The organism is Pedobacter sp. 22226 (assembly GCF_052045455.1).
In the GTDB taxonomy this organism is placed as follows: Bacteria; Bacteroidota; Bacteroidia; order Sphingobacteriales; family Sphingobacteriaceae; genus Pedobacter; species Pedobacter jeongneungensis.
Genome location: NZ_JBQEPB010000010.1, coordinates 203306 through 214320 on the forward strand (window position 1 = coordinate 203306; position 11015 = coordinate 214320).

Consider the following 11015-nt stretch of genomic DNA (forward strand, 5'->3'; position numbering starts at 1 on the left):
ACAGAGTAGTGCTGATAGGAAACAGATTCTTCGCTGCGCTCAGAATGACAAAAAATATTTAAAATAATACTAAGTTGACTCAATCTTAAACTTCCTGATGGCCAGGTAGAAAAAAGTAATAGAATATAAGCCGGCCAATAAACCTGCGCAAATAGCGGATAGAGTAACCCCGAAATCGTGATTGGGCGGAAAAGAGAAATGCAGGGTAAGCATCAAGGTAAATACAATCAAAATGCTATACAAACCATTCAGTCCTGCTTTTTTCAAAATAAAGGGATAGCCTGAAATTTTTACATTTTCTTTGTAATAGATGGCACCTGTGTGTTGCAGTTCCTTTATTTTCTTTAAAATATCAAGCGTAATCATAAAAGGAAGTAATAAAGACATGGGCAGTAAAAACCTGGCCAGATTTTGCTCGCCGCTAAATAAATGTACCGAGTTCTGCGCTTTAAAAGCAAAATAAGGTATTATGGTGTTCAATACCATATTCGGGATGAGGTGGATAAGCAGGTTTTTTCGCACAAATTTCTTCCAGTTGGATGCTTTGGCCTCCTCGTCGTATTCTACAGAATCAGACATTTGCAAACTCATTTAAATTTTCCTTAATCAGTTCCATCGCCCGGTCTTTAATCTTCCAGGCCTCAAATTCCCTTAAAAATGACTCGTTTGACATGAAAGAGAAATCCAATTGTCCGTTAAAGGTACTGCAGACCAAAGTATTGGCATTTTTCCACGGAAAAGCAACCGTTGGACTGTAAATGGTTTCGATAGAAAAATTTTGGTAATCCTTTGGTATGTTTAAAAGCCCCATGTTACTTAAAGTTACATCATGAGTGCCTTTGGTGGTTTTTAAAAAACCGATCATTTTATTTACGGATGAATGGAAATATTCGCTCATGCTTAACAGGTCGTACACTTTCATTTCGGCTATTTTTGCATCGAGATCGCTTTTTAATAACTGTGCTTTTGCCCAAAAACCATTTTCTATCGGGTCGAGTTTAAGTTCTGCAATAGGCGCAAAAGCAAACATGGTATCCTGTTTTATGGCTGCTACAAAACGCCTGATATCAACCGGACAGATGACTTTGCCATGCGCTTTGGTACCTTGAACTTCTTTAAAAGCTTCCATAAAAGCCACACAGATGGCGGCGTGTACCGTAGTGTTTTTTTCCTTGCATTTCTGCAATAGTCTTTTGGTATTTTCGGCACTGAATTTCCAGTGAACAGCGTAATTGCTCCGATCGAGGTTATGATTTGATGTCGCTTTAAAAAAGAAAAATAAACGGCCAAGCGCTGCAAAAACCTTTCCTTTAAAATGACCAAGTTTAGTGATGGAAAAATTTTCAGGCAACAGATCTTTTACTGTAAGGAATGAGGGATAGGGGGTAAGATCCTGTTCGGGATTATCGGTCAATGTCATTAGTTCGCGCAGCAGATTTAAAATGGTAGTTCCATCACAGATACAATGCGGAAGCACGAGCAGAAGATCAGACACTGTTTCGCCTTTTAACCAAACCAGCCTCGCCAATGGCTCGTTTTGTGCATCAAAAAGTTTGTACCATTCGGTTTTGGATTGGTTGAGCCAATCATTTTCGGTTAAACGTTCTGTAATCCTAACTGGTATTTTACCAATATTCTCGTTCAGTACAAAGTAAGGCTCTTTGCCTGTAGCATCAATGTTCATTTGCAGCAGCGGATGTTTCTGCTGGATTTTATGCAATGCACGGTGCAGGTTTTCTTCGCTGATGGTTCCGGATATTTTAGCCGTAAAAACACAGTTTAAAGGTGTTTTCGCATCCACATGCATAATCCGTTCTCCTAAAATTAATCTTCTTTTCATGCGGTTGTGCTTAAAATTTCGAGGGGTTGAACTACCTCGGTTTTGAGAATTTGGATTACTTTGTCTTTAATTGCTTCTGCTTCGTTAAAAGGAAGATAACCTTCGCTGGCCACAAAAGTAAAGTCCATCTGGTTGCGGTAGGTAGATGCAATCATGGTGGTGGTATTGCCCAAAGGCCCCATTACGGAAGGACTAAATATACTTTCTACTTCAAAGTTTTGATATTGATGTTGGATATCGATTTTACCAAGGTTAGAAAACATACAGTCGTTGCTCGATTTGCCATATTTTAAGAAATTGGTGAAATTTTTAAGCGCAGGGTGGCAGGATTCCATCATCATCATCAGGCTATACGGGTTAAGTTTGGCCGATTTATCGTTCACCTCTTTTTGTAAAGCTTTCACATTTTCCAGAAAGTCTTTTTCAGGCGATAGGGAAAGCACAATCATTAACCCAAAAGCAAAAATGTGGTCTTTTTTAATGATCGGATTAAAATTCCTGATATCAACCGGAAGAGATATTTTGTTGAATGCTTTTTCTTTCCTTACCGCTTTAAATGCTGTTAAAACAGCAGCACTTAATAGTGTATTTACGGTGAAATGATTGCTTTTGCAGAAAGTGATAATTTCTTTGGTAAATTCCTGATCAAATCTCCAGCGGAGCATAAAGTCTCTTTTACGCTCAACGGCTACTTTTTTTATGGGGATCATCCACAGGGCGAGCGTTGCAATTTTACCAATCAGGCTGTTTTTGGTGCGGTTGCGGTAACTGTTCAATACTTTTGCTGGTATTATATCCTTTATGCCCATAATCGGGATTTCCCTGCCGATATCGGTATCCGGATCATCTAAAAGCTGAAGCAGTTCGGTTAAAATTGAAAGGGTAGCAGTGCCATCGCAAAGGCAATGGTGATATACCATTAAAATTTCGGAAACATTTTCCCCTTTTACCCAGGTAATGCGGCAAAGCGGTGCAGTTGTGGCATCAAAAACGGTTTTCCACTCGTAAGTAGATTCCTGCTCCCAATGCTCATCATTTAATCTGTCCACAATCCGAACAGGAATCCTAAAATTTTCGGTAAGATTGGTTACAAACCAGGGTTTTTTATCTTCATCAAATCTTATCGCCGCCGTTAACCATGGATGTTTTTTCTGAATTCTGAACAAGGCAAACCTTAAGTTGTCTTCCTTTATTTCTCCTCTGATTTTAAAGGGCATTACGATGTTAAACGGGCTTTTGCCGTCTCCGTATAGCATCCTTTCGCCAAATAGCAGTTTTCTTTTCATTTAGGTTAGTGTTTGAGTTGTCAACTTTAATAGTGCATTGGTCATGTAAGTTGACAACTCTTTAATGTTTTGTTTATGCGGTTAATCTATGCGCTTCGTCATCTCGACTGAAGCGCAGCGAAATGGAGAGATCTATCTCGAGATAGATTTCTCGACTGCGTTGCACTCCGCTCGAAATGACGATTTGGGATTAAACAGCTTCTAATGTTGCTGTTTTTGCAAAATCCTCCAGTAACTGCACCGCTTTATCATTGCCACCGGCTGCGATAAATGTTTCTCTTATTTTTTCTGCAGCCTGGCGGTATTTCGGATTTTCCAAAAGCTCGAAAACGGTATCCCTTAAATCGCTGATACGTAATCGTTTGTAACGGATGCTGACGCCACAACCTGTTTGCTCAATTAGTTTAGCAGTATGAAAATGATCATAAGCGATAGGTGTAATCAACATCGGTAAACCATTGGTGAAAGTATCGTTTACGGTATTGAAACCACCGTGGCAAATTACTGCATCCATGTGGGGCATCAACTCCGATTGCGGCACAAAACCATTTACAATAAAGTTATCGGGCCATTTTTCAAAAATATCAGGATTGGTTGCGGCCACAATGGTTACGGGTTCGTTCTCGAAAGCGGTAATCAGTTTCTGGAAAAATTCCTTACGGATATCAACCAGCAAAGTACCTAATGAAACAAATACTTTTGGCGTAGTGGCCTGGCTTAAACGTTCCCAATCGAATGGTGCTAAATTGGGCCTGCCTTTTACAGGGCCAACAAAATGCATGTGCGGTGGTTTTTCTTCAAAGCCGGCAAAAGCCTGAGAAGTGAAAACCATGTTCAGCTCGTGGGAGTGAATGTGGATATCGTCGCTGTAAATGCCCACTTCTCTTTGTAAACCCTTGATCAGGTTTTGTTGCCACTCAAATATTTTAGGTGCACTATTCGCTGTATCGCCCATCACATCGGGTGGTACCGGTGTGGTAGTAACCGATGGAATACCTTTTAAATGTGCACTTAATGCACCTGCAAAGGTAATGCAGTCGTTAATGATCACGTCGGGTTTCCAGGCGTCAACAAAGTTGTTCAATCCTTTCATCATCATTTTGGCAAAAGGCACGTAAGTTTCTTCGAGGGCCAGTTTCATCACCTCCGGACCAGAACAAGCCGGGCCATCATCCTGACGTTTTAAAATGCGTTGTATTTCATCAGCATACTCCGCCAGATCTTCTTCAGGGTAAATAAATTCGCCACCCTCTGGTAGGTGCACCTGAGCAAGCGGCGTGATACCCAGCCATTTTACTTCATGGCCGCGGGCCAGTAAACTTGCGCCAATGCTTAATGTTGGGCTTATATGACCGAAAAAAGGCGGGACTACGAAAAGGAATTTTGACATAATGTATAATTTAACTGATGAATACGTTTGAGGTTTTATTGCTTAATGCTTCCAGTAAATCGGCTGCGCTTTCTGTTCCGCCGGCTTCGATAAAGGATTGTTTAATTTGTTCTGCGGCGATTTTATAACGCTCGTTTTGCAGCACTTTGTTTACGGCTTCTTTCAGGTGATTGGCTTTAAAACGGTTAAAGTTTAAGCGTTCTCCGGCACCTACCCTGAAAACACGCCCGGCTACGTGGCTTTGGTCGTAAGCAATTGGGATTACTACCATGGGCAGTGCGTTCATTAAAGTTTCGCAAACGGTATTGTGTCCACCATGGCAAACTACGGCATCAAGGTGTGGTAAAAGTTCCAATTGAGGTACCTGGCGCTGCACGGTAAAATTAGCAGGCCACTCTTCAAATAAAGCAGGATCGGAAACCACCACCACGTGCAGGTCTTCGTTGGCAAAAGCTTCGATTACCTTGGCAAAAAAGGCCTTTTTATGTTCGTGATCGAAAGTGGTACCAATGCTCACCAATATTTTGGGCTGGCTGTTATGAAATGCTTCCCAACGGAAAGGAATGGAGGTTTTGCGGCGGTTAAAAACGGGACCAACAAATTTAAAATGCTCAGGTAAATCCATCTCCCCGAAAAAATCACGTGAAGTAAATACCAGGGTGGCAAGATCAGAGCAGGCAATAGAGCCGCTTGCGGTGATGCCGAATTCTTTTTGTAGCTCCATAATCTGGTTTACTTCCCATTCGTGCACTTTTGGCAACTCATCCATTACTTTTATCGCTGCCGGAGCGGTAACGGAAGTAACGTAAGGGTAGTTTTTGTTGGTGGCTGCAATGGCACCGGCAAACATCTGGTGATCGGTAATCACCACATCAGGTTTAAACTGATCGAGCAGACCGGCAATACCTTCGTAACTGTGCCTGTTAAGCGGAATCAGTACTTCTTCATAGAGAAACTTGATGCTATCGATGCCGTAAACGATTTTTTTGGTAATGATATCGAGGTATTTTTCTGAATCTTTTTTCTGCTGGTCGTTCTGGTCGTAACTGATTACGAGCAATTCGCCACCTTCGGGCAGTTTATCACCCAGCGATTGATCTAAAGTAATCCATGCTACACGGTGGCCTCTATCCAATAAAGCTGCACCCATACTCAAAGTTGGGTTAATATGGCCGGTTAGGGGAGGAACTACAAATACGAATTTTGCCATCTGTGTTTAATTTTATTTTTCCTGGAAGAAGTTTAATAATGCTTCTGCAATAACTAATGGTTGCTGGATCGGGATATTATGATCGCCCGGAACGGCAATTAAATCTGCATTTTCGATCAGCCCGTCAAGGTATTTTCCTGCGTTTAAACAATTAGAATCGGTACCATATAATAATAGGGTAGCTTGTTGCATGGTTCCAATTGCAGGGCTGCTGAAAAAGTCTTTTTCGAGCTCCATATCGGTTTTAATCGAAGTTTGATAAAAAAGGTACTCGTACATGCGGTGATTACGCTCCATTTGCCTTTTACCCATTTTCACTTTAGTAGTATCGGTGAAATTTTCGACGTAATGTTCCAGAAATTCGCGGCTGTACTCATCAATAATGCCCCTGGTTTTATCATCGTTCGGATCTGGTGCTTCTATTATGGCAAGCTTGTTAATCCGCTCTGGAAAACGGATGGCCATTTTTAAGGCAATTAATCCACCAAAACTGTAACCGGCCAGATGTACTTTCTGCAGGTTTAATTCCTCCATCAATGCAAGCAGATCGTTGGTCATACTTTCCAGGTCATAGCCAAACAATGTTTTTTCACTCATTCCATGACTTTTCAGATCATAAAGTACCACATGATATTTGGTAGCCAGCAGCGGTGCGATATTAAAATAATAGACAGAAAGGTTACTGAACATCCCGTGAACGAGCACGATGGTTTCAGCAGCGCCTTTGTTGAGCTCCTGGATGTGAACTGATTTGCCGTTTACGGTTATGACTGGCATTCTTCGATATAAGAGATGATCATGCCCAGGTTTAAATTGATCAGCTGATCTAAATCCATGGAAGATAACCATCCGGTAAAATCGATCTGCTCGCCAAAATGTGCCTTGATTTTTTCGGAAAAAGATACAATTTCGATGCTGTCCATTTCGAGGTCCTTGGTGAAAGAACTTTCTGGGGTGATCTCCATTTCTTCAACAAATTCTTCGCCGATTACTTCAGTGATAAATTTTTTCATGAGGTCGAAAATTTCTTCGCTGCTCAGTTTCGTAGTTGCTACAGTGTCCATCCGATGATATAGTTTTTATGTTTGATTGTTTTGATTGTGATGTTATTGATGCGTAATTCTTCGCCGTTGATTTCTTCTACCTTATAGGCTTTTGGATTGCCTTGTAAACCTTTGCCCAGGTATTTTCCATAGGCTTCTTTCGCTACCCAAAATCGGGTTGCCCATTCGATTTTATCTCTGCTTTGGAGCAGGGCCATTTCATGGTCGGTAAACACAAGATCGAAGAAACCGGCGCTCCGTACTTCAATATGTTCGATATCTATACCAACAGGTTCGTTAAAACGCGCTATGCCTACCGCATCTGTACCTTTGTGTGCGATGGAAATATTAATATTATCGGTTAAACCACCTTTAACATAAGGTTTGCGGTGTTCATCCGAATAAATTTCGAAGGTGATGGGGTAACAGGCCTGGTTTTTCTGAGTATTCAATAAATTCCGTACGGCATCTTTCGCCGCCACGCGGCTGATCATCCAGGTTCTTCTTTTGTTGGGTAAGAGGTTTTGGTGGTGCTTTTTCTCGGTCTGGTTGAAATATCTTTTCAGGATAAAATCCCATGATACCACACGTGAGTAAGCATTGCCGAAAAGGAAAACGCCAGGGGCAACCTCTTCTGATAAACGGTTGTGCAATGGCGACATGGATACATTCCAAAGTGGTTCGTCGATTTCGAGCCTGCGGTTTTGCCAGCCTGAAATAATCAGCCAGGTAATTCCATCTCTTTTCATCACGATATTGGCCGTAGCAAATTCGTCGTTGATTTCTGTGAGCACACAGGTACATTCGAAAGTGCCTTTCTGATCGGCCATATCTCCGAAAAATTCTATTTCCTGTATTTTAACCGGGAAAGCAATCCGATCCTTTTCTAAAGTGAGCTGTAACCACAAACCAAACAACTGACCAGCGTTATCCAGTAAAGAGCCTTTTCCGCCTCGAGCTTCGATAATACCGGTAATTCCTTTTTCGCCAATGGCAATTAGTTTTTTGATGCCTTGGTAAGCCGGCCCGTGGAACATGTGCGCATCGTAAATCTGTTCCGATGTACGGTCGATATCCAGTAACTTTCCGATGTCGAAATTCCGGTTTGGAGCAGGATTCAATTGCGGTGCAAGCTGCACTTCTGCATTGGCAAAACGTTCGAGGTTAAGGTAAACCCTCTGTTCGTCTTTCCATTCGCCGGTTACGGTTTCCTGAAAAGGTTTAACCACATTCATCCATTGGAAAACCCGCATGTTCATAATTTTTTGCACCTTTTCTTCTGGCAATTGCGCATTGGCGATTTCAGCAAACACTTCAAAAATCATGGTCATTGGGATTACCGGATCCATATCTTCAACCGTTGGCCAGCTCTTCGGTTGTCTCAAAAGCGAGTGATCGATGAGGTAAGGACAGTTCTCAAGGCTCACATCAAGTTTTTGGCTAAAAGCATGCCTTATTGGTTTAGCTGGTGCCCAATTGCTCGGTTGATCAACCTGAAACGCAGCATTTTCGAAAAGTTCGGTCATTTCGCTCTGCATATTGATCATTTCCATTACATTCTCGTTAAAAGCCTGTAAAACCGGATGTTTGGCTTCTACAAAAGTTTTAGGTTGTACGGGCTGAGCTTGTTTAATGGTTAAACCTTTAAGCGTTTGCAGGTTATGGATCATCGGCGAGCCCAGTTCAAGTTTAATGCCTTTGTTTTTTTGTGGTGGTGTGGATTTGATGTTGCCCAAGTAATTGAGGCCGATTTCTTTTCCTTCAACAAAAAGCGCGGCCAAAACCCTTTGCAACTGTGTGATGCCCGAACGGATCGGCACATTGGCACTGATGGTGCTGATTTCTTTCCCCCTTAAAGTATCGTCAATAAAACCGACCAAACCACCTGAGCCCACCTGAATAAAAACACGGGCACCTTCTGCATATAGTTTCTCGGTAAGCTCTCGGAAACGCACCGGTTTAATCAGGTGTTCGGCACTTAACTGGCGGATGGCTTCGAAACCTTCGGGATAAGTTTCTAAAGTAGTAGCCGACCAAAGTGGTGTAGTGGTTTTCCTGAACTGCATATCTTGCATGCCCTCGAGGATCAATCCCAGTTTATCGGCTACAAATGGTGAATGGAAACCCGACTGGAAAGGCAGAATCTGATGAAAAATCTGTTTCACCTTTAATATTGGCACCAGCTCATCAAGCGCATTTTTGCTGCCACAAAGAATTACCTGTTGCGGGCAGTTATCGTTTGAAAGGTATAAATCAGGGATACTTTCTATAATGGGTTGAAGGGTATCTAAACCAGAGCCAACGGCAATAAAGCGCGAATCTTTCAATTCAAAAGTTTCGGGGTTAAGTACATTCAGTAAGTTCATGACCGAACTTTCTTCTGCAAGCTCCGAAGATCTTGCGGCAAGCCATTCGCCAAGACTGTGGCCTGCGTTCATATTGGATTTAATGCCCAATTGTTTTAAAGCCTGGTCTAAAACGCTGCTCTTGTTCAGGATATTGAGCGCCTCGCTTAACAGGCCATCCTGTTTGTCGTTTTCATCGATACTGATGTTGAAATAATCGGCTACCGATTTAATTTCGCCTCCTGCAAGTCCATCTAAACCTGGAAAAACGAAAGCTATTTTTCCATCGTTGGCCAATAGTGGCGAGTTGGTGTACCAGATATCCTGTTTATTTCTCCAGGGAGAATTTTTAGCCACAATTTTTAAGGCTTTTTTGATTCTTTCTTCGCTAGGATTGAATAATGCTAGACGGAAATTGCCCTGCCCAAGGCTATAATCTCCATCTTCGAGTGATTCGATCAAAGCATCGTGACTTGGTCTTGCGATGACCAATACTTCATCTTTTTTAGGTGTATCGTAAGCACTTAACACCACATGGGCGTTAATACCACCAAAACCAAATGCATTTACGGCAGCCAGTTTTGGTAAACCCGATTGGTTCCAGTCTATCGCTTTTTGCACTGCCGAAAAACGGGTTTCGGCCAGTTGCGTTACAGGTTCATCACAATGCAAAGTAGGAGGGATGATGCCATGATACAGTGCCAAACTCGATTTAATCAAACCCGCAATCCCGGCTGCGGGCATGGCATGACCGATATTTGATTTAACCGATCCGATACCCGCCTTTGGCAGATCTGCATCGTGACCAAAAAACTGTTTCAGGGTTTCTACCTCGGTTTTGTCGCCAAGTGGTGTACCGGTACCGTGGGCTTCTAAATAACCAATATTTTTACTTTCCAATCCGGCATTTTTCCATGCTTCGGTAATGGCTTTTAGCTGGCCTTTAACCGACGGACTCATTACACTGGTGCCACTGCCATCGCTACTGATGCCCACGCCTTTTATTACCGAATAAATTTTATCCTGGTCGCGGATGGCATCTTCGAGGCGTTTAAGCACCACAAAACCACAGCCTTCGCCAATAATCAGGCCATCGGCATTTTGATCGAAAGGTTTTATTTTTTCCTGCTTGGATAAAGCACCCAATTGAGAAAAAATGCTCCAAAAGGCTGCATTCTGACCCAAATGTACACCGCCTGCAATAATCATATCGCAACGGCCGCTATTTAGTTCCTGCACGCCATGATCAACAGCAATGAGCGAACTGGCGCAGGCTGCATCTAAAGTAAAGGCCAAACCTCCTAAATTAAGCCGGTTAGCCACTAAAGAAGCCACTAAATTCGGGATCAATCCCATTGCGGTATCGGCGCTGAAACGGCCTTTACGCAATTGAAATTCGTGTTTCACCTTTTCAATTTCAGCCTCGCTCAATTGGGGCATCAGGTCTTTAAGTACGCTCGAAATCTGTTCGCCTGTGCGCACAATTTCGATGGCACGGGTTGCCCCGGGGCCCACATAATTGCCTTTTCCGATAATGATCCCTGTTTTATCAAGGGAATATTTTTTTTCGAATACCGAAGCATCTTCGAGCGCCTGATGAACCAGATCTAAAGTTAACAGGTGATCGGGTTCGGTACCTTCAACCGCTAAAGGTAAAATGCCGAAACGCTGCGGATCGAATTGATGATCGGGAATAAAGCCGCCCCGGTTGCAGTAAAAACGATCAACGCCACTCATGCTTTTGTCGAAATGCACCGGATCAATCCGGTCAGCCGGAACCTCTTGTGTAGAATCTACCCGGTTAATGATATTCTCCCAAAAGGTCTGCATATCTTTCGCACCTGGAAAAATGCATGCCATTCCAATAATTGCTACGTCGCTTTTTTTCATCTTGTTCGCTT

Annotated in this window: 8 protein-coding genes; all 8 read right to left on the reverse strand. The window is 42.6% G+C overall.

Features of this window, described 5'->3' with window-relative positions:
- Positions 1 to 69 precede the first annotated feature (69 nt).
- Complete coding sequence (locus ACTJKC_RS21750; protein ID WP_440795259.1) at positions 70 to 579, reverse strand: hypothetical protein; 510 nt, start codon at positions 577 to 579, stop codon at positions 70 to 72.
- Complete coding sequence (locus ACTJKC_RS21755) at positions 572 to 1840, reverse strand: phthiocerol/phthiodiolone dimycocerosyl transferase family protein (RefSeq protein ID WP_440795261.1); 1269 nt, start codon at positions 1838 to 1840, stop codon at positions 572 to 574. The genes ACTJKC_RS21750 and ACTJKC_RS21755 overlap by 8 nt, the downstream gene beginning before the upstream one ends.
- Positions 1837 to 3126: a condensation domain-containing protein gene (locus ACTJKC_RS21760; RefSeq protein WP_440795262.1), complete on the reverse strand. Its 1290-nt coding sequence runs from the start codon at positions 3124 to 3126 to the stop codon at positions 1837 to 1839. Before ACTJKC_RS21760 ends, ACTJKC_RS21755 begins: the two co-directional genes overlap by 4 nt.
- 190 nt (positions 3127 to 3316) lie before the next feature.
- Positions 3317 to 4516, reverse strand: coding sequence for a glycosyltransferase (locus tag ACTJKC_RS21765; protein ID WP_440795264.1), 1200 nt, complete (start codon positions 4514 to 4516; stop codon positions 3317 to 3319).
- Positions 4517 to 4526: 10 nt separating this feature from the next.
- Positions 4527 to 5726 (reverse strand): glycosyltransferase, encoded by a 1200-nt coding sequence (locus ACTJKC_RS21770; protein WP_440795266.1) that lies wholly within the window; start codon positions 5724 to 5726, stop codon positions 4527 to 4529.
- A gap of 12 nt (positions 5727 to 5738) precedes the next feature.
- On the reverse strand, positions 5739 to 6503 hold the full coding sequence (locus tag ACTJKC_RS21775) for an alpha/beta fold hydrolase (protein ID WP_440795268.1): 765 nt from the start codon (positions 6501 to 6503) through the stop codon (positions 5739 to 5741).
- Positions 6491 to 6790: an acyl carrier protein gene (locus ACTJKC_RS21780; protein ID WP_440795270.1), complete on the reverse strand. Its 300-nt coding sequence runs from the start codon at positions 6788 to 6790 to the stop codon at positions 6491 to 6493. Before ACTJKC_RS21780 ends, ACTJKC_RS21775 begins: the two co-directional genes overlap by 13 nt.
- On the reverse strand, positions 6778 to 11004 hold the full coding sequence (locus ACTJKC_RS21785) for a beta-ketoacyl synthase N-terminal-like domain-containing protein (protein ID WP_440795272.1): 4227 nt from the start codon (positions 11002 to 11004) through the stop codon (positions 6778 to 6780). The genes ACTJKC_RS21780 and ACTJKC_RS21785 overlap by 13 nt, the downstream gene beginning before the upstream one ends.
- Between the last annotated feature and the right edge of the window lie 11 nt (positions 11005 to 11015).

What these genes read in the sequence shown, in the direction of transcription:
- ACTJKC_RS21750 (WP_440795259.1), bottom strand. Translation starts at nt 579, where the DNA reads ATGTCTGATTCTGTAGAATACGACGAGGAGGCCAAAGCATCCAACTGG.
- ACTJKC_RS21755 (WP_440795261.1), bottom strand. Translation starts at nt 1,840, where the DNA reads ATGAAAAGAAGATTAATTTTAGGAGAACGGATTATGCATGTGGATGCG.
- ACTJKC_RS21760 (WP_440795262.1), bottom strand. Translation starts at nt 3,126, where the DNA reads ATGAAAAGAAAACTGCTATTTGGCGAAAGGATGCTATACGGAGACGGC.
- ACTJKC_RS21765 (WP_440795264.1), bottom strand. Translation starts at nt 4,516, where the DNA reads ATGTCAAAATTCCTTTTCGTAGTCCCGCCTTTTTTCGGTCATATAAGC.
- ACTJKC_RS21770 (WP_440795266.1), bottom strand. Translation starts at nt 5,726, where the DNA reads ATGGCAAAATTCGTATTTGTAGTTCCTCCCCTAACCGGCCATATTAAC.
- ACTJKC_RS21775 (WP_440795268.1), bottom strand. Translation starts at nt 6,503, where the DNA reads ATGCCAGTCATAACCGTAAACGGCAAATCAGTTCACATCCAGGAGCTC.
- ACTJKC_RS21780 (WP_440795270.1), bottom strand. Translation starts at nt 6,790, where the DNA reads ATGGACACTGTAGCAACTACGAAACTGAGCAGCGAAGAAATTTTCGAC.
- ACTJKC_RS21785 (WP_440795272.1), bottom strand. Translation starts at nt 11,004, where the DNA reads ATGAAAAAAAGCGACGTAGCAATTATTGGAATGGCATGCATTTTTCCA.